This is a genomic window from Brevibacillus antibioticus, from assembly GCF_005217615.1.
In the GTDB taxonomy this organism is placed as follows: Bacteria; Bacillota; Bacilli; order Brevibacillales; family Brevibacillaceae; genus Brevibacillus; species Brevibacillus antibioticus.
This window is the reverse complement of record NZ_SZNK01000001.1, coordinates 2,034,134-2,052,696: the sequence shown is the minus strand read 5'-3', so window position 1 is coordinate 2,052,696 and position 18,563 is coordinate 2,034,134. Positions and strand designations below refer to the sequence as shown.

Here is an 18,563-nt window from a genome sequence, read left to right as displayed (position 1 = left end):
ATAAATTATATATTGTTTGTATCGTTTCGCTCAATCTAAAATTGAAATACCAGAGAGAGCAAGGAGAGTGGAGATACATGACGACACAAGGAATGCCTGCTAAGCAAGGTCTGTACGATCCGATTTTCGAACATGACGCTTGCGGAATTGGTTTTCTAGCAAATTTGAAATCAAAGTCGACGCATGATATGGTCCGAAAGGGTCTGAAAATTCTGTGCCAACTGGAACACCGCGGCGGTCAAGGCAGTGATCCGGAAACGGGAGACGGTGCAGGGATTTTAACGCAAATTCCACACGCTTTTTTCAAAAAGACCTGTAAAGAGCTGAATATCACGCTGCCAGCACCAGGCAAATACGGTGTAGGTATGCTGTTTCTTCCAATGGATGAGGCGAAGCGACAAAAGTATGAAAATCAGCTGGAGGCGATTGTCGCAGCAGAGGGTCAAAAGCTGCTCGGCTGGAGAACAGTTCCTGTCGATGCGACGAAAATTGGCAAAACGGCTGTAGCGAGTCAGCCTTATGTCCGCCAAGTATTCATCGGAGCCAGCTTGAATATACAGGACCAACTGGCATTTGAACGGAAGCTGTACGTCATTCGCAAGCAAGTGGAACGGGCAACAGGTACCGATTTTTACGCCGCTTCCATGTCATCACGTACAATTGTTTATAAAGGATTGCTCACATCAGGACAACTGGATGCTTTTTATCTCGATTTGCAAGATAATTCTTACACTTCTATTTTCTCGGTTGTTCACTCACGTTTCAGCACGAACACATTCCCTACATGGGAGAGGGCACACCCGAATCGTTATCTGATTCACAACGGGGAAATCAACACCTTGCAAGGAAACATGAACTGGATGATGGCTCGTGAAAAAATGTTCCAGTCTGAGGCATTTGGTGCAGATTTGGCAAAAGTGGTGCCAGTCATTGATATGGCGGGCAGTGATTCAGCAATTTTGGATAACTGCGTAGAGTTTTTCTCGCTGGCAGGTCGCTCCTTGCCGCATGTCGCGATGATGATGATTCCTGAACCGTGGGATCAGGATGAGCGAATCGACGAAAATAAGAAAGCTTTTTACGAATATCATAGCTGCCTTATGGAGCCGTGGGACGGTCCAACTGCTATATCTTTCACGGATGGCAGACATATCGGTGCGATTCTCGACCGAAACGGATTGCGACCAGCGAGATACTATGTGACATCAGACGATACGATTATTTTCTCATCGGAGGTTGGTGTTCTCGAAGTACCAGATGAAACGATTGTCCAGAAAGGTCGACTGAGTCCTGGACGGATGCTGCTGGTTGACCTCGAAGAAGGCAGAATCGTATCAGACGAGGAAATCAAGCAAAAAATCGCGAGCGAACAGCCATATCGGGAGTGGGTGAAAAACAACCTGCATGCGATCGAGGATTTGCCGGTAGCAGGTCGTACAGAAGAGCTGCAAGGAGCTAGCCTGCTTGCGCACCAAAAAGCATTTGGCTATACACAGGAGGAAGTCGACAAGATACTTGCCCCGATGGTGGCTGAGCAGAAAGACCCCATTGGTTCGATGGGAGTAGATACACCACTCGCGGTATTGTCTGATCGAGCACAGCTTTTGTACCACTATTTCAAACAGTCATTCGCCCAAGTCACGAATCCGCCGATTGATGCACTGCGGGAGTCCTGTGTAACCTCGACCCATACGGTGCTTGGCGCGGAAGGAAACCTCTTGGCACCGGATGCGAGTAATTGCCGTAGAATTCGTTTGACTAATCCTTTGATCTCCAATCAAGAGCTGGCGAAGCTTCGCGCGAACCCATACCAAGCGTTCAAGGCGAAAACATTGCCCATACTCTTCCCGGTGAGAGTGGGCGAACAGGGTCTCGAGCTGGCACTAGATCAATTGTACGCTGCAGCGGATGAAGCGATTGCTGCTGGCTACACCTTGCTGATTTTATCAGATCGCGGAATGAATCAAGATTTGGCTGCGATGCCTGCTTTGCTTGCTGGAAGTGGACTGCACCATCATCTCGTTCGCGCAGGGACACGTACCAAAGCGAGTATCATCATAGAATCTGGAGAACCGCGTGATGTACACCAGTTCGCTATGCTGATTGGTTACGGTGCCGACGCGATTAATCCCTACGTCGCCATCTCAACGGTAAACAATCTGGTTGAATCGGCTAAGCTGAAGGACATCACAAGCGACGAAGCGGTCGAAATGTACTTGCAAACAGCCGTCGAAGGTGTTGTAAAAGTCATGTCCAAGATGGGCATTTCGACCATTCAGAGCTACCGTGGCGCACAAATTTTTGAAGCGGTGGGCATTCATTCTGCCGTCATCGATCGCTATTTTAGCCGTACCCCTTCACAGATTTCGGGGATTGGACTGGATGTAATTGCGCAAGAGACTTTGCTTCGCCATGCAAAAGCATTTTTACCAGAGCATTCCGAGGAAGCATTGGAGGCAGGCAGTGATTTTCAGTTCCGCCGTGATGGTGAGTTCCACCTGTTCAACCCGAAGACGGTTCATGCCCTGCAAAAAGCTTGTCGGGAAGGCAGCTACGAGCAGTACAAAATCTATGCGGAGCAAGCGACAGCCCAGCAATTCGTAGCCCTGCGTCATTTGCTCGATTTCAAGTCCAACCGGCAGCCGATTCCGCTGAGCGAGGTAGAATCTGTTGACTCTATTGTACATCGTTTTAAAACGGGGGCGATGTCATACGGCTCTCTCAGCAAGGAAGCACATGAGACCTTGGCAATCGCCATGAACCGCTTGGGTGCGAAAAGCAATAGCGGGGAAGGTGGCGAAGATTCGGCACGTTACATCATGGATGAAAACGGAGATTTGCGACGCAGTGCTATCAAGCAGGTCGCATCCGGCCGCTTTGGCGTATCCAGTCATTACTTGGTCAATGCCTCTGAGATCCAGATCAAGATGGCACAAGGAGCAAAGCCGGGCGAAGGCGGTCAATTGCCAGGAAGCAAGGTCTACCCATGGATTGCTGAAGTGCGCGGATCGACACCAGGCGTGGGACTCATTTCGCCGCCGCCTCATCACGATATTTATTCAATCGAGGATTTGGCGCAGCTGATTTTTGACTTGAAAAATGCGAATCCACGAGCACGAATCAGCGTGAAGCTCGTATCCAAGGCGGGAGTCGGAACGATTGCAGCTGGTGTGGCGAAAGGTCTTGCAGATGTCATTGTTGTCAGTGGACACGATGGCGGCACAGGCGCTTCCCCTAAATCAAGCATCAAGCACGCAGGACTGCCATGGGAGCTCGGTCTAGCTGAAACACATCAGACACTCTTGCTCAACCAGTTGCGCGACCGTGTGGTTCTGGAAACAGACGGCAAACTGATGACGGGACGCGATGTCGTCATTGCAGCTCTACTCGGTGCGGAAGAATTCGGTTTCGCTACGGCTCCACTTGTTTCCATTGGTTGTGTCATGGCTCGCGTATGTCATCTCGATACATGCCCAGTGGGTGTGGCGACACAAAATCCCGAGCTGCGCAAACGGTTTAAGGGCGATCCGCAGCACGCCGTGAATTTCATGCGTCTCGTTGCCCGTGAAGTTCGTGAGATCATGGCGCAGCTCGGTTATCGCTCCATCGAGTCGATGGTCGGTCAGAGTCATGTATTAAAGATGAGCGACAAGGCAAAAGAACATTGGAAAGCCAAGCACGTTGATTTGTCCGCGCTCTTGTTTCAACCGGATGTTTTCGAGGAAGTGGGCCGCTATCATCAACGCAACCAAGATCACAAGCTGGAAGAAACGCTGGATCGTCAAAAACTGCTCAAGCTGTGCAAGCCAGCACTGAATAAACAGCAGGAGGTAGAGGCAAAGCTCGCCATCACCAATACGAATCGCGTGGTCGGTACGATCTTGGGCAGCGAGGTAACCAAACGTTTTGGTGAGCACGGTCTGCCGGAGGATACAATCCGTCTGCATTTTACTGGCTCGGCAGGTCAAAGCTTCGGGGCATTTGTTCCACGAGGGATCACGCTTCATCTCGAGGGAGATGCGAATGACTACGTAGGAAAAGGGTTGTCGGGCGGCAAAATTTCGGTCGCACCGTCGAAAAAAAGCAAATTCGCTCCTGAGCACAACATGATTATTGGAAACGTTGCGTTCTACGGAGCGACTTCTGGGGAAGCGTATATCAACGGGATGGCTGGTGAGCGATTCTGCGTTCGCAACAGCGGTGTGACTGCTGTCGTTGAAGGCGTAGGCGATCATGGCTGCGAGTACATGACAGGAGGACGCGTCGTTGTTCTCGGACCTATCGGCAAAAACTTTGCAGCAGGTATGTCAGGTGGTACTGCCTATGTTCTGGCGGAGGATAAAGAGAAGTTTGCCGCGATGTGCAATCAGGAGATGGTACTCCTGGAGACACTGGAAGATGAACGGGAGATCGCTCGAGTCAAGCGTTTGCTGGAAAACCACGTCAGCCACACAGGCAGCCGTCATGCACAAGCTTTGCTCAATGAGTGGGAACGTACCGCTCAACAGTTTGTCAAAGTCATTCCAAAAGACTACAAGCAAATCGTCTCCACGATGGAGGAATTGGAGAAATCCGGTATGAAGCGCCAAGAGGCGATATTAGCCGCTTTTGAAATGAGCCAGAAGAAAGGCGATGCCAAAGTATCGAAAAAGAAAGCCCCTGTGCAATCCTATGTTTCAGTGGGGAAATGAGGAAATGGCCGATGGCTTATTTTTGAGTCGTCGGTCTTTCTTTTGGTAAAGGTCTGGGTCAAGTAGCGAAACTCATTCAATCAGATTGGGAAAAAAGACAGAATTTGATATGATAAGAAAAGATTCTATAAATAATGGTATGGCAGGTGACGGGATGTTTTTCCAAAATCACGAACCGAAGTCAAGTTATCGTCAAACCCCTGAAAACTCTTCTCTATCCCCAGCTTCTCAAAACTCTGCACCTCATGCCTTACAGCTCGCCAAAAAAATCGGAAATAAAGCCATGATCAATCTACTCCAAAAACAAACACATATCCAACCAGTCATACAAGGCAAATTCAAAGATATTGAACCAACCGATTACGGAGCAAATGAGTATGATAACGATCGGAATAACGAAGGTCAATTTACTGCTGTGCGAGCAGATAAAGACCTCCCCACCTATTTTGGCGTGTTGAAAGATACATTTGGCGAAGACAATGTAAATAAAAGCTTTTTTTCCAAGACAAATGAATTAGGAGATACATGTGATCGTCCTCATTCCGTATCTGCTATCGTAAAAAAAGGCACTTCGAGAAAGGATCGTAAAGGTGATTCTGTTGTCAGTGCGATCGGCAATTTGGGTACAGAAGAGCGATTGATACGGGATGGAAAAAATGATGCAGCGAAAACCGCATACGATGGGGGACACTTGGTCGGTTATCAGATTGTACGAGGAATCGAAGCGAACCAAGAATGGAATATAGCCCCGCAAGATGTGAAAAATAACGAGCATTCTTATAATCATACGATTGAAAAAATGCTACGGGGAGCGGGAAAAGGTACAGAGTATACGTACTCTGTTGAGGTGAAATACGACCAATGGAACTTTAGTGTGGATCAAGAACAATTGGTAAAGCTAGGTGCTTTGAAACAGGTAGATTCAACGAAGCCTTGGGAAATTCAGCTACCAGTCAGAATTCCGTTCAAATGGGATGCAAAGGCAGATATGACCAAGACAGATGAAAATAAATGGAAATTTGGCAGTCCGACAAAGGGTGAATCATCTTTCGAACAGTTTTCCCAAACCATGGATGAAGGTAATTTGGATTTTACGCGAAAAAGCCACACAGCAAGATTCAATCTCGCATTTTCCGATAAGGACGGCAATGAGGAGCTCTATGACATTGATTCCAACAATTTCGATGCTAAGAAAGTGAAAGGGATTCGCTATTCCATGCATCAATCATTACCTACAGACTTTTTGAAAAATCAAAAACCGGTAGAATGGAAGGGAGACGAAGCGAATGCAGTTGCTCATTTTGGTGAGGTTAAAAAGGGGCAAGCTTCGTCCACCAATATTTTGGAAATCATGCCAGCCAAACTGAAACGAAACAAAATTCTTATCGATGAGATTGAAGAAATTGGTGATGTAGAAAAGCCAGAAAAAATGAGGTTTATTCCAGAAGGGATATCCCAGTTAGACGAACGTGATGAGAAAAAATGTGTATTTATTTATCAATTAGAGAAAAACAAAATTCGAAACGAATACATAATTCTTAAGAAAATAGAGACGGATTACTACCCATTTTTTGATGTACAACCAGAGGAAGAGGAAAGGTTTGAGAAAGAAAAAGAGAACTTTGATACCATAACAAATGAGTTCGCTACATGGATGCAGGAATTAGACAATAAGGAAGAGGATGAGATAGAAAGTATTCAGCAAAAAATGGTCCAGTATAGCAAAATACTAGAGGCACAGACCCTAACTCTAACACGGATAAAAAACCATCGAATCGGAAGGAATTTATACGAGGAAACAGTAAATGAGTTCTATCCAGACTATAAAGAGAAAATATGGCGTAGCTTACAAGTATTGCGATCGATAACTGGGTATGATTCTGACAGCGAATATTATCATGGTGGTAAAAAAACAGATAGTAAAAACAAAACGAACAGCAATGGGAAAAGAACACTGGAGGCTAGGGAAGATAACCACAAAAAAAGAAAAAGTGATAAGGAACAACAAGATAATAAAAAGATGATCGAAGAAGCGATAGGCAAGTATTTGCGTAAATCAGTAGTAGATTATTTAAATAAGAAGTAAGGGGGGAGAAAAGGAAGACCATGTGTGGGAAGGAGGTGCAGGTTTGCCCCTGCACCCAGTCTTGTCAAACATAGAAGAGCTTGCTTTATTCTGTTCGGTCTCTATTAGCATCATGATTCGCAGCATCGAACGTGTCGTTGGCGTCAGCCGCCACGTTTTCACCCATTTTGTTGCCAAGTGCACCCCCGGCAACGGCTCCTGCAATGGTACCAAGCGGACCTAAAATTGAACCTACAGCAGCACCTACTGCCGCACCGCCAACTGTTCCTACAGCTTCACCAGCTCCACTGCCTGTCATGTTCGCTTCGTCGTTGGCAACAGCATCGTTGTGATTGCGTTCGTTGTTCGTAGCCAAGATTGTCACTCCCTCGATTAGTGTTGGGAAGCTCTGCTATATCAAACGTGCAGCCCCAAGGCATAGTGTGTCCCAAATCTAACATTTCATTCCAAAAAACCTTCAGATGGAACCGAGATCAGGATTCAATCCATCGTCCATATCGCGCTAGTGGTCAAAGATTATCAAGAGATGGTCGCAAGAGGAGGGAAGCGAAAGAAAAAACGCCTGATTTACAGGCGCTTGAGTGAGATGGCTTCGCGAATTTGCTGGATATTGGCGATCGTATCATCCTGCCGACGTAAGGATACGGCTACATAGAGCAGATCAATCAAGCTGAGCTGAGCAAGTCTGGACGACAGAGCTTCCGTACGAAATACCGTTTCGCGTGAAGTCGTGTACAAGCACATGTCTGCGAGACATACGAGAGGAGATTTTCCATAGCTCGTGATTCCGATTGTTTTCGCTCCGGCTTCCTTGGCAACCTGCAGGGCTGCCGCCATTACTTGATAGTGAGCATCAGAATGATAAAGACAAGGGATGCCTGTCCGCATAAATTTGTGGTACGCATCCTGTGCGATGACGGCTGAGCCTCCTGAACCATAAAACTCGATCCGGCTTGCGTTTTCCAAACAGGAGACGATTTTTATTAACTCATCTTTATTGATAATCTGCTGTGTGTCCCGAATCGTCTCGATATTCGCTGTGAAAATTTTTTCAGCAATCGCACTGACGTCATCGTCGTCGAGGTTGATTTCTTGGTGAATCGTTTGCTTCGGATTCGTGACTTCACTTGCCAAGGCGATCTTGAATGCTTGGTAGCCCCGAAAGCCAAGTCTGCGACATAGACGAAATACGGTAGCATCTGCACACTGGCATTGGTCGGCTAGCTCCGTGATCGAGAAGTGAATAACTTCATTGGCGTGCTCCAAAATATAGTCGGCGATCTGTTGTTCTTTCCCGCTTAATTGCGTATAGATAGCGCGTAATTGCGTGAGCACACGAGGAGCATGCGGGATGAAAATTTTTATCACTCGTGCCGTAAAACCCCTTGCTTTAGCTATGGGGATATAAGGCACTTTGCTCTGCATCCCCTGAAGGGGGTGCTAAGAGCAAACGAAAATAGTTCTTTTTTTGTCGATCTCTGTCAGATATATCTTCTCTATCTAATGAATTGGTATAATTAACCATATGCAGATCGGTGGAAAGTAACTACAATGTCGTATTTGACTGTAAATATCACGTTGTTTTTTGTCCGAAGTATCGTAAAAAGGTTTTGAAAGAGCCAGTAGACATTCGATTAAAAGAGTTGTTTCTTGAAAAGGAAAAAGAACTTCGTACAGAAATTGTTGAAATGGAGATCATGCCAGACCACGTTCATTTGCTCATCAAATGCGATCCGCAATTCGGAATCCACCGAGTCGTAAAATCTTTGAAGGGCTATATATCCAGAGTGTTGTGGATGGAATTTAGACATCTCAAAAGCAGACTTCCCTCGCTATGGACAAACTCCTACTTTGTTGCGACAGTTGGAACTGTTCAACTCGATGTGATTCAGAAATACATCGAGTCTCAAAAGGAAAGGAGTGATTGAACTTGCATAGAGCCTACAAATTCCGTTTGTATCCAAACAAAGAACAAGCAACACTCATCAACAAGACAATTGGATGTACTCGCTTTGTATTCAATCACTTTCTTGCGAAACGGAATGACGCCTACGAACATGAAAAGAAAACGCTGAACTACAACGACTGCTCTGCTTTGCTCACGCAACTCAAAAAAGAAATCGAATGGTTGAAAGAAGTGGACTCCACTGCTCTGCAATCAACCTTAAAAGATTTGGATTCCTCCTACAAAAAGTTTTTCAAAGAGAAAAAAGGCTATCCCAAATTCAAGAGCAAGAAGAACCCAAAGCAATCCTATACATGCAAGATGAACATCAAAATAGTAGGGAATCGCATCAAACTTCCTAAGCTGGGATGGGTATCGTTTGCTAAATCCAGAGAAGTCCGGGGGCGTATCCTATCGGCTACGATCAGACTGAATCCTTCTGGAAAATACTTTGTATCCATTCTATGTGAAACGGAAAATCAACCACTCCCAAATGTAGGATCGACTGTAGGGATTGACCTCGGAATCAAGGATTTCGCCATCCTCTCTAATGGAGAGAAGGTTGAGAATCCCAAATACTATCGCAAGTATGAAAAACAACTGGCAAAGTGGCAACGGATTAAATCCCGCAGACAAAAAGGTAATAAAAACCGTAACAAAGCACGTATCAAAGTAGCTAGGCTCCATGAAAAAATTGCAAATACCCGTAACGACTTTCTACATAAGCTGTCAACCAAGCTGATCAACGAAAACCAAGTGATCTGTTTGGAGGACTTGCAAGTGGAAAATATGGTTAAAAACCACAAGTTAGCGAAATCCATTGCGGACGCTTCGTGGTCTATGTTTCGTATGATGTTGGAGTATAAGGCGGAATGGTACGGTAGAACGATCTCCATCGTTGGGAAGCAATTCCCTTCAAGCCAACTCTGCTCCACCCCACATTGTGGATACCGCAACAAAGACGTGAAAAACCTCAACTTGCGACAATGGACTTGCCCGAAATGTGGTACGAAGCATGATCGTGACGAAAACGCAGCCATCAATATTGAGCAAGAAGGACTTCGACTGTTGGCATAGCCAACTGAACTGTGGGACACACAGGGATAGCTTGGTGAATTTCACTCCGTGAGGAGTGACTACCCAAGAATCCCCTGCCTTTAGGCATGAGGAGTGTCAACCTATAATACGTGGTAACGAATATGATCCAAAAAGGAGTGACGTACACGATATGAAACTTGCGATCCTCGGATTAGGAAAAATGGGGTACAATCTCACGCTTAATTTGCTCTCGCATCAGCATGAGGTCGTAGCCTATGATGTAGATTCTACGCGTGCAGAAGAGTTGAGTCATGAAGGCGCGATTCCGGCATTTTCGGTGGAAGACGCTGTGGCGAAGCTGCCGACACCTCGCATAGTATGGCTAATGGTACCAGCAGGAGAGATTGTGGATCAATTGGTTGATCAACTCTCTACCTTGCTTGCTGAAGGAGATATCGTCATTGACGGTGGCAACTCTCATTATAAGCAATCGCTAAATCGCTTTGCACGCTTAAATGAGAAAGGCATTCACTTCATGGATGCAGGAACGAGCGGAGGCATGGAGGGAGCGCGCCACGGAGCATGTATGATGATTGGTGGGGATCGGGAAGCATTCATTCATATTGAGCCGATGATTCGCGACATAAACGTCGAAAACGGATATTTGTATGCTGGGGAAGCGGGGAGCGGCCACTTCTTGAAAATGATTCATAACGGAATCGAATACGGCATGATGCAGGCGATTGGGGAAGGTTTTGAGGTGCTTGCGAAAAGCCAGTATAACTACGATTTTGCCGAGGTCGCACGCGTGTGGGCAAATGGTTCCGTCATTCGAGGCTGGCTGATGGACTTAACAGAGCGAGCTTTTCGAAAAGATGCCAAGCTCGACGAAATCCGTGGGGTCATGCATTCTTCCGGGGAAGGAAAATGGACGCTGGAAACCGCGCTGGATCTACAGGCAGCCACACCCGTGATTGCGATGTCCTTGCTGATGCGTTACCGTTCACTGGACGAGGATACGTTCCACGGTAAAGTTGTCGCAGCCTTGCGCAATGAATTTGGTGGACATGCCGTAGAAAAGAAATAAGAAATGGGATGACCGTAAAGGTGCTTTGGTGGTTGAAGCTCCGAGGTCATCCTTTTTTGTTTTGTATATGGAAGAAGAAGGAATTTCCATTCAAAAAGCAAACTAAGCAGGTAACGCCCAGAAGGTTACCTGGTCGAAACGTGCTTTTTTATTCAGTAGCTTCTAAAACGATGGGAGGATGGAAAGATGAGCGTTGAAGAGGTTGTTTTGTACAAGAATGAGAAAGGAATCGTGACCCTTACGCTAAACAGACCAGAGGCATTGAATGCATTGAACCGAGATGTCCTTAATCAACTATCGAGCATCTTGGACCGGATCAAAACCGATAACAGTGTGAAAGCGGTCATCCTTACAGGCGCGGGAGAAAAAGCATTTTCGGCTGGCGCCGACATTTCGTATTTGCATCAGGCTACACCGTTGGAAGTAAGGGATTTTGCTCAGTTGGCCGTGTCAGTGACCAATCAAATCGAATCGTTGGGAAAAGTAGTCGTTGCTGCGATTAACGGCTATGCGTTAGGCGGGGGTCTTGAGATCGCTGAATCGTGCACACTGCGTATTGCGGTTCAACATGCCAAAATGGGACATCCAGAAGTACGAATTGGGGCAGTGGCGGGCTTTGGTGGAACAACCAGACTCCCTAGGCTAATAGGAAAAGGCCGTGCCGCGGAGTTGCTTCTGACAGGATCAGCGATAGATGCGGATGAAGCATATAGAATGGGACTGGTAAATCGGGTCGTTTCGCGAGAGCGGCTACTGGCAGAAACAGAGGAGGTACTCCAAGAAATTTTGGCGCAGTCTCCACTGGCAGTGAAACTGACGTGGGACGCGATTCATCGCGGGAGTAATCTGACAGTAGAGGAGTCCGCACTTCTAGGCGCAGACTACTTCGGACTGGTGGCATCCACCGAAGACTTCCGGGAAGGAACCAAAGCTTTCTTAGACAAGACTCCACCGCGTTTTACAGGGAGATAATCACACGAGCTCCAATACCTCACACAATTCAACCAACTGCCTAACTCCGTACATCTGATGGCGAATGCAATCGTGAATGCTTCTGATCGCATCCGCCGTCACTTTTTTGGCCTGCTCAATACTTTGATTTTCGACTGCTTGTATAATTTCTTGCCATATTGATTCAAATTCTTCTCTTAATTGGAAGGTCGTAATACTTTTACCCTGTTCAGCAAGGGATGGAAAGGCGAATATTGTCAGTAGAAATTCATTCTTCTTTTCCAGAGGTGAGACAACGTATGGCCATTGTTCAGCTACGATCACAGAACCCGGACTTTTCGCACATGATCAAGAAAAATCCGGATTCCGGACTGAGTTTACGATCCATTCGAAAAGGCATCGCATACGGGTGGTTTTCCAATACGGATACATACAACGTTTATTTTAAAGATGCAGAAAATGAAGTCTCCTATAAACAATCCGAACAGGAGCATTTTGAATATTTGAATGTCTCCCGGTACAATACACCCTTGTTTCCGTTAAATGCGATCAATGAATTTTTTTCCGCACCGATGAAGCAACACGACGAGCGGGATGCAGAAGGGTATGAGCATGTTTTTTTCATCAACATGATTCACATTGAACGGCTGCTGTATCTGACATTTTTTGAGAAGCACCTCAAGGACTTCACTTTTGAACTCAAGCACCACGCGGATAAAAGCTACGCTCTGACCATCACAACGAGAACGAGTCTTCATCAGCTTCTCCACGTCGTCAGTGTGCTCTGTTTATTCTTGAGTATGTTTGGAAAAGAGCACATCGATATTTCCGATAACATCCTGGATAAATACATCAAAAGCATCCATGTCATCGACGCACCTTTTTACATACGAAGCTTGTTCGCACGCAATTTCCTGACAACCAGAGATCGCTATCGCAAGTATAAGACCGAGATCGAGAAGACAAGCCGCTACCCCATTCAATTGGAGTATGGCAGCACCGGTTTGCAGAGAAGGAACTACATCGCGAGTAAGCTTCCTTTTACCAAATCGATTGTAGATATTGGATGCGGAGAAGGCTTTTATGCGATTCCGTTCGCTACCAAGCTGCCGCAGTATTACTATGCCATCGATATCGATGAACAATCGCTGGAAGCAGTCAGACGCAGGGCCTGGGAAAAAGAAATCTCGAATCTGATTTTGTTCCCCTCGCTCGATCAGTTTTTACAGGATTACAACGGTGAACAGGTAGATGTCATTATGACTGAGGTCATTGAACATATGAGCAAAGATGAAGCGAGAGCGCTCATTAAGCAAATATGCAGGCGATTGGATTTTGACCAGCTTATCATTACAACACCCAACTCAGACTTTAATCCGTTCTATGAGCTAGAAGGGTATCGCCACGACGATCATAAATGGGAAATGGGACAAAAAGAGTTCCAGGCATGGATGACCGAAATCATGGAAGAAGCTGGGGTGCAGGGGCAATTTGTATCCATTGGTGACGGCGTGAACGACATCCACACCACACAAGGCGTCATTGTCCAGAGAAAGGGGGCGTAACGATGCTGTTACAGACGCAGGTTCACACGATTTTTATGCTCGTCGGTCCCACCGAATGTGGGAAGACAACTTTTGCCAAAGAAGTACTCATGCCGAGTCTTTCATTTGAAGATGAACCAAAAAACGTAAAAGCAAATGTCCAATACATTTGCTCGGACAGCATTCGCCAGGAACTTTTGGGCTATGATTACGACAAGTATGATCAGGTGATGCTAGAAGCCAGCGAGCAGGCATTTCAGCTCCTGTTTGAAAAGCTGCGCTTGGTGACCTCGTTTCCGATCAATGCCGAATTCGTGGTCGTCGATACAACAGGACTAGCAGAAGACTTTCGCTCGAAAGTCCGCGAAATTGCAGCCGAGAACAATTACCGCTTAGAAGTGATCCTCTTTGATTATCGCAATCGGGATGATTATTACGCATCCGAGCGGTCAAAAAAACTGATTACCAACCATATTCTCCGGTTAAAGCAAGAAGTGCTCCGTGCATTATCCAAAGAAGGGTACCACAACATTCACCGGGTACGGCACAAAGACTTTTACGCACTAGCAGATGGGGTGGCTAATCCTCGTTATAATATTGTAATCGAAAATAAGGAAACGTATTTGGCAACGATCCTTCCCAAAGATCAAACATACATCATCATCGGAGACATTCACGAATGCGTCTACGAATTAAAAGGTCTCTTGCAAAACTACGGATTCATGCTCGAGGGCAATTGTCTCATCACGACTGACAAGGTGCAGCATACCAAAATTATCGTAGCAGGGGACTGGATCGATAAAGGAGCGCAAACCAGGGAGATCATCGAGTTTCTATACACGAATCAAGAGTATTTCTTGTTCGTTCTAGGGAATCACGAAAATTTTGTCTACAAGTACTTGCGAAAGGAACTAAAAGGGATAGACCCGCAGCTATTGGAGAATTACTTTGATTCCACACAAGTCCTGGAAAAAGACGCTGAATTAACCGAAATGTTCAATCACCTGTATACGCTCGCTCAGCCATTTTATCGATCGAACGCATTGACTGGCCCGTCCTATTATGTCACACACGCTCCATGCAAAAAGAAGTATATCGGAAAGCTTGATGCGAATTCGTTGCGACGCCAACGCAATTTTCGGATAGACCGAACAGCTTCATTGGAAGAGCAACTCGCATTTTTGACAGTTGAAGCGGTTAGTAATCTTCCGTACCATATTTTTGGACATATCGCGGCACAAAAAGCGTTTCGCCTAAAGAACAAGCTCCATCTCGATACCGGATGTGTGCACGGAAATGCTTTGACCTCCGTCGTGATCGCACACAAGCCGTTTTTCAAATCGTTTCCGTCTGAGCATCGGGTGATGACTGATGAGTTGCCGATCCTGTTCCATGCAGAAAAACAAGTATCCATGGGAGATTTGGAAGAGGAAGAACTCCGTCGACTCCGCTACTGCTCGCAAAACAAGGTCAATTTTATTTCCGGAACGATGCCCCCAGCGGATAAGGATGAGGCGACTCAGGAATTGGAGTCGTTGAAGGCGGGATTGGACTATTTCGCAAATCGGGGCATTCATCAAGTCATATTGCAACCGAAATACATGGGCTCGCGATGCAATCTCTATCTCCATCGTGATCTCGACAAGTGTTTTGCGATCAGCAGAAACGGTTATGCCATCAATCAGGTTGATTTGACATCGATTTATGAAAAGCTACATGCAAGGTTTCGCGCATACATGGAGCAGAATGAAATAGCGATGATCATCTTGGATGGCGAATTGTTGCCGTGGAGTGCAATAGGGAAGGGCTTAATCGAAAAGCAGTTCAAACCAATCGAATCCGCGCTGCGCAGTGAATTTGCATTTTTGCAGGAAAACGCTTTTGAAGAGACATTTCATCAACTCATTTACAACTATGACGAGAGCGGATTCGAAAAAGACCAGTTCCACCTATCCAAGAGTGCGCTCACGGAAAAATTCGGTTCGAGCTTGTATCGAAACTACAAGTATGTGCGAGAAATCAAAGATAGCTACGTTCCTGTCGACAAGCATTTGGAGGCCTATCAAATTTACCAAAAACAGTTGGAGCTCTATGCAGGAGAAGGGGAGCTAGACTACAAGCCTTTTTCCATTCTAAAGGCCGTCTATTTGAATGGGGACGAGCAATTGCCCGATTGGAAAACATCCGATATGTATCGCTTCGTAAATGACGATCATTTTCTCACTATCGATTTGTCTGAGCCGAATGCATATGAAGAAGCGGCTCGTTACTTTTCTACGATTACACTGGAAAACAAGATGGAAGGCATCGTGATCAAGCCAGAGTTCATCGATCAGAAGGTCGTGCCTGCCATGAAGGTTCGCAATTCAGAGTACTTGGCGATTATTTATGGCTACGACTACCGTTTTCCACACAAGTACCGCAAGCTTTTCAATCAGAAAAATATTACGAAAAAGCTCAAGACTTCGATGCAGGAACACAGGCTGGGAGAGCGGATGCTTGGTTTCAAATTCCACGACATTTCTCCAGAAAATACGGAGTATCAAAAAGTAGTCGCAACGATACTCTTCGAAGTGGCGAAAGAAAAAGAGATCGATCCGCGTTTGTAAATGAAAAACGAGAAGCTGCTGACTGAGCAAGCTTCTCGTTTTGATTTGCAGAGCTATTTGTTGGCCGATGGAGCAGCATCCCATGCTTCGATATTATCGGCACCTTCAATACTGTCCTTGTAGAACACAGGATTTTTTCCTGCTTTTTTCTGTTCCAAATAATCATGTAGCGCAGCATAGGCGACTTTTGATAACATGGCGATCGCAATCAGGTTGACGATGACCATGAGGCCCATGAACAAATCGGCCAAATCCCATACGAGCTGTACCTTTGCCACTGATCCGAACAACACCATGGCGAGTACACTTAAACGATAAAGCATGAGCCATGCTTTGCTTGTCTTTAAAAACTCGATATTAGTCTCGCCGTAATAGTAGTTCCCGATCAATGTACTGAAGGCGAACAGGAATACCATAATGGCTAGGAAGCCAGAAGCCCAAGAACCGATATGAATGCTCAGTGCTGCTTGGGACAGCTCAATACCACTCAGTCCTGTTTGCGTGTAAGCGCCGGACAGCAAAATGATGAAAGCCGTGCTTGTACAGATCACGAGGGTATCGAATAGAACACCGAATGCTTGAATCAGACCTTGCTTCACGGGATGGCTTGTCGTTGCCGTTGCCGCAGCATTCGGCGCACTACCCATACCAGCTTCGTTCGAGAACAATCCTCGCTTGATGCCGTGCATGAGCGCTGCACCGAGAGTACCGCCTGCGATTTGTTCGAATCCGAACGCGTTTTTCACAATCAATGCGATCAGTGCAGGCATCTCTGTGATGTTCATCACCACAATAAACAGGGCCATCCCGATGTACAATACGGCCAATACGATTACGATGTACTCAGACATTTTTGCAATGCGTTTCACACCGCCGAAGATGATAGCTGCAAACGCAATCGTCATGATGATACCCAGTATCAAACGATCTGTCCCAAACGAATTTTCAAAAGCAATCGTGATTGTGTTGGATTGCACGGCGTTAAATACGAGACCAAACGAAAGGGTGATGAGGACAGCAAACAGTGCGCCCATCCAACGTTTGTTCAGCCCTTTTTCCATGTAATATGCCGGACCGCCACGAAAACCGTTTTTATCCTTGATTTTATAAATCTGAGCGAGCGTACTCTCAACAAAACTAGATGCCGAACCGATAATCGCAATAACCCACATCCAGAATACGGCGCCAGGACCACCTAATGCGATCGCAATAGCAATTCCCGTAATGTTCCCTGTACCGACACGCGCGGCCATACTAATAGCGAAAGCTTGGAAAGGGGAGATGCCTCCATCGTCTTTCGCTCTGCCTTCTTTAATGGAACGGATCATTTCCGGCAACATACGTACTTGCAAAAATTTGCCCCGGAAAGTAAAGAACAAGCCTAACGCGATTAGCATGACAATGATAATATAGGACCACAAAAAATCGTTTATAGAAGCTGTTACATCGAGTAGGAATTGTTGCATCGTGTCACCTCGGATTTTGTTATGAATTTTTTCCTTAGTATTCTCTAAAAAATTGTTACATCCCATTCCTGAGCGATATGTTTTAACAAAGAAACGCCCGCTACACTGTTTCCACAACCGTCAATGGAAGGTCCAAAAATACCGATTCCACAGCCATATTGAAACGGTGAATGTGTTTTGCGGTTAGCTGGTACCAGTGTCATGATTCCGCCTGATACGCCACTTTTTGCTGGCAAGCCAACATTCGCGGCGAATTTGCCTGATGCATCGTACATGCCGCAGGTGAGCATCAGTGCTTTGGCTAAACGGACGACATCTTTCGGGAGAACTTGTTCGTTGCGCAGTGGATGGAAGCCGTCGAGTGCCAACAGGAGACCGATCAAAGCAATTTGCTCGGTGGTTACTTCAATCGAGCATTGCGTTAGATAAACCTCCAAAGCCTCTTCCACTTCGCATGCCAGATAGCCCGTATCTTTTAAATAATGGGCGAGTGCACGGTTTCTGTGAGAGTTTTCCCATTCGGAAAGAAACACTTCCTCGTTCACCATTGGCGTAATACCTGTGATTTTACTGAAAAATGCATACAAGTAACGCAGTTTATGATCCGGTGTTTGACCAGGGAGGAGTGAAGATGTCGTAATCGCCCCCGCATTGATCATCGGATTAAAAGGCTTACCTGGCTTGTGCATTTCCAAACGGATAATGGAGTTGAATGCATCTCCAGTCGGTTCTACATCTACCCGATCCAATACGTAAGGGATTCCATGGTAGCAGCAGGCAGCAATAAAACTGATTACTTTGGAAATACTTTGCATCGTAAAAGGAACTTCCCAGTCACCCGCGGTGTGCATTTTTCCTGTAGGCTCGATGATACAAATACCTAACTGATTCGGATCCGCTCTGTACAAAGCAGGGATATAACTGGCACATTTTCCTTCAGATGCCTTGGAACGATATTGTTCCACCCATTGCTCTAATTCATCCACGAGTAAAACCTGTTGAATCAACGCCTTTCCCCCCAATAATCGAATACACTGCTCTTACGCGAACAGGAAGAGAAAGCGCTTCCATGCTTCGCAAAATACATATAATGATCACTTTACAACCACCCTACAAAATAAAACAAAAACTCACAGATTGTTTCAT

Annotated in this window: 13 protein-coding genes; 8 read left to right on the top strand and 5 right to left on the bottom strand. The window is 46.0% G+C overall.

What is annotated here, in order from left to right; translation table 11 throughout:
* Positions 1-77 precede the first annotated feature (77 nt).
* Together gltB and E8L90_RS09165 are read left to right on the top strand one after the other, a co-directional pair.
* The gene (gltB, locus tag E8L90_RS09170) at positions 78-4,691 is read left to right on the top strand and encodes a glutamate synthase large subunit (RefSeq protein WP_137029120.1); all 4,614 of its coding nucleotides are present in this window, start codon (positions 78-80) and stop codon (positions 4,689-4,691) included.
* A gap of 109 nt (positions 4,692-4,800) precedes the next feature.
* Positions 4,801-6,777, top strand: coding sequence for a hypothetical protein (locus E8L90_RS09165; RefSeq protein ID WP_244297186.1), 1,977 nt, complete (start codon positions 4,801-4,803; stop codon positions 6,775-6,777).
* An 85-nt stretch (positions 6,778-6,862) separates the two neighbouring features.
* Here the strand turns inward: E8L90_RS09165 and E8L90_RS09160 are convergent, their stop codons facing one another.
* Positions 6,863-7,132, bottom strand: a complete 270-nt coding sequence (locus E8L90_RS09160) for a glycine zipper domain-containing protein (RefSeq protein ID WP_208759421.1) — start codon at positions 7,130-7,132, stop codon at positions 6,863-6,865.
* 212 nt (positions 7,133-7,344) lie between these two features.
* Entirely contained in the window at positions 7,345-8,130 is a 786-nt protein-coding gene (locus E8L90_RS09155) for a MurR/RpiR family transcriptional regulator (RefSeq protein ID WP_208759460.1), read from the bottom strand.
* Positions 8,131-8,300: 170 nt separating this feature from the next.
* Here E8L90_RS09155 and tnpA point away from each other — a divergent pair, with 170 nt between their 5' ends.
* The 4 genes from tnpA (at position 8,301) to E8L90_RS09135 (ending at position 11,819) form a co-directional block, all read left to right on the top strand.
* Positions 8,301-8,705, top strand: a complete 405-nt coding sequence (gene tnpA, locus E8L90_RS09150) for an IS200/IS605 family transposase (protein WP_137029119.1) — start codon at positions 8,301-8,303, stop codon at positions 8,703-8,705.
* 2 nt (positions 8,706-8,707) lie between these two features.
* Positions 8,708-9,799 carry an IS200/IS605 family element RNA-guided endonuclease TnpB gene (gene tnpB, locus E8L90_RS09145; RefSeq protein ID WP_137029118.1) on the top strand — a complete coding sequence of 364 codons (1,092 nt, stop codon included), beginning with the start codon at positions 8,708-8,710 and terminating at the stop codon, positions 9,797-9,799.
* A gap of 151 nt (positions 9,800-9,950) precedes the next feature.
* Positions 9,951-10,847, top strand: a complete 897-nt coding sequence (gene gnd, locus E8L90_RS09140) for a phosphogluconate dehydrogenase (NAD(+)-dependent, decarboxylating) (protein WP_137029117.1) — start codon at positions 9,951-9,953, stop codon at positions 10,845-10,847.
* Positions 10,848-11,033: 186 nt separating this feature from the next.
* Positions 11,034-11,819, top strand: coding sequence for an enoyl-CoA hydratase/isomerase family protein (locus tag E8L90_RS09135; RefSeq protein WP_137029116.1), 786 nt, complete (start codon positions 11,034-11,036; stop codon positions 11,817-11,819).
* Here the strand turns inward: E8L90_RS09135 and E8L90_RS30715 are convergent, their stop codons facing one another.
* Complete coding sequence (locus E8L90_RS30715) at positions 11,820-12,122, bottom strand: hypothetical protein (RefSeq protein ID WP_244297185.1); 303 nt, start codon at positions 12,120-12,122, stop codon at positions 11,820-11,822.
* Here E8L90_RS30715 and E8L90_RS09125 point away from each other — a divergent pair.
* Complete coding sequence (locus E8L90_RS09125; protein ID WP_137029115.1) at positions 12,098-13,363, top strand: class I SAM-dependent methyltransferase; 1,266 nt, start codon at positions 12,098-12,100, stop codon at positions 13,361-13,363. The genes E8L90_RS30715 and E8L90_RS09125 overlap by 25 nt on opposite strands.
* 2 nt (positions 13,364-13,365) lie before the next feature.
* Positions 13,366-15,951, top strand: coding sequence for a metallophosphoesterase (locus E8L90_RS09120; protein ID WP_137029113.1), 2,586 nt, complete (start codon positions 13,366-13,368; stop codon positions 15,949-15,951).
* A 53-nt stretch (positions 15,952-16,004) separates the two neighbouring features.
* Here E8L90_RS09120 and E8L90_RS09115 read toward each other — a convergent pair whose 3' ends face one another.
* Complete coding sequence (locus tag E8L90_RS09115) at positions 16,005-17,417, bottom strand: alanine/glycine:cation symporter family protein (RefSeq protein ID WP_137029111.1); 1,413 nt, start codon at positions 17,415-17,417, stop codon at positions 16,005-16,007.
* A 44-nt stretch (positions 17,418-17,461) separates the two neighbouring features.
* Positions 17,462-18,439 (bottom strand): glutaminase, encoded by a 978-nt coding sequence (locus tag E8L90_RS09110; RefSeq protein WP_137029109.1) that lies wholly within the window; start codon positions 18,437-18,439, stop codon positions 17,462-17,464.
* Positions 18,440-18,563 lie beyond the last annotated feature (124 nt).

What these genes read in the sequence shown, in the direction of transcription:
- gltB (WP_137029120.1), top strand. Translation starts at nt 78, where the DNA reads ATGACGACACAAGGAATGCCTGCTAAGCAAGGTCTGTACGATCCGATT.
- E8L90_RS09115 (WP_137029111.1), bottom strand. Translation starts at nt 17,417, where the DNA reads ATGCAACAATTCCTACTCGATGTAACAGCTTCTATAAACGATTTTTTG.
- E8L90_RS09125 (WP_137029115.1), top strand. Translation starts at nt 12,098, where the DNA reads ATGGCCATTGTTCAGCTACGATCACAGAACCCGGACTTTTCGCACATG.
- E8L90_RS09135 (WP_137029116.1), top strand. Translation starts at nt 11,034, where the DNA reads ATGAGCGTTGAAGAGGTTGTTTTGTACAAGAATGAGAAAGGAATCGTG.
- E8L90_RS09165 (WP_244297186.1), top strand. Translation starts at nt 4,801, where the DNA reads ATGATAAGAAAAGATTCTATAAATAATGGTATGGCAGGTGACGGGATG.
- E8L90_RS09120 (WP_137029113.1), top strand. Translation starts at nt 13,366, where the DNA reads ATGCTGTTACAGACGCAGGTTCACACGATTTTTATGCTCGTCGGTCCC.
- gnd (WP_137029117.1), top strand. Translation starts at nt 9,951, where the DNA reads ATGAAACTTGCGATCCTCGGATTAGGAAAAATGGGGTACAATCTCACG.